Source organism: Mesorhizobium sp. M7A.F.Ca.MR.148.00.0.0 (assembly GCF_003997735.1).
GTDB lineage: Bacteria > Pseudomonadota > Alphaproteobacteria > Rhizobiales > Rhizobiaceae > Mesorhizobium.
The window spans coordinates 5,930-6,820 of record NZ_RZTB01000181.1 but is presented as its reverse complement, the minus strand read 5'-3'; the positions used below and the strand labels follow the sequence as shown (position 1 = coordinate 6,820).

General features: G+C 53.5%; 1 protein-coding gene. It reads right to left on the bottom strand.

The annotated features are described in order from the left end of the window. Window positions 1-280: 280 nt before the first annotated feature. Window positions 281-891 (bottom strand): TIR domain-containing protein (locus EOB49_RS31940; protein ID WP_206526172.1); only part of this gene is annotated, 611 nt, incomplete at its 5' end.

Genomic DNA, 891 nt, shown 5'->3' with positions numbered 1-891 from the left:
GACCATCGCTGGACATGCCGCTGAAAACGGCGAAGGAAAAGCAAACGGTCGTCCGCAGGTTTTGATACGATCTGAGGCTCGGGCCGGGCGACCAGAGCAGTTCTATTCACTCAGGGCAGTCCTAGATGCTGTGATACATGCTTGGTGCGGGCTGCTCGCGGGACTGACGAGCCCTTGAAACGAAGGGGAAAGGGGCTTCTCACGTGGCAGCTATCTGATCACCCGCCCAGAATTTATACCAAATATTCCGAGAGGCTTGAGGTAGACGCAGGTGTCAATCTCAATAATCATCAATGTCTTCAACGCTTCCAGATAGCAAGTGGGCAATTTCGTCAGCTATCTCTTGAGGTGTGCTTTGCACAGTATTCCTTGCAACTTTGTCGACGAGTGACGGGCTGAATTTCATTACGTCGGCTTTGGACACTTTATGCCAAATCGGGAGCAATTGCTGCTCCCCGTTGACTGCGCGGCTTACGATGCCATCCAATTCGTAGTTGGTCCAACCCTTTCCAAAGAAAGGGGTCGATAGCACGACTATTCCAACTCGGCTATTTGCAAGGCCTAAGTCGATCTTACGCCTGAGACTGTCCCCAATCCTCAGCTCAAATTCATCGTACCACACCCTCAATCCGTGGCCACGAAGCGCCTCCGCTAACGGGCGAACGATCTCGTCTTTGTCTTCTGATGCGTGCGAGATGAAAACGTCATACTCGCGAGGGGTGGGGTCAATCTCAGCTTCCGGCGCGCGATCACGGACAAGGCTTGGGACAGAGGATAATGGAGCATCGCGGGCTTCTGGCAACGGTCCGGGTATGCGCCGAATGCTCGATCTAGTGCCATTGCGAAGTCCCTGCACGTCAACTGTAACGTGCCAATGTCCGGATCTTTGGA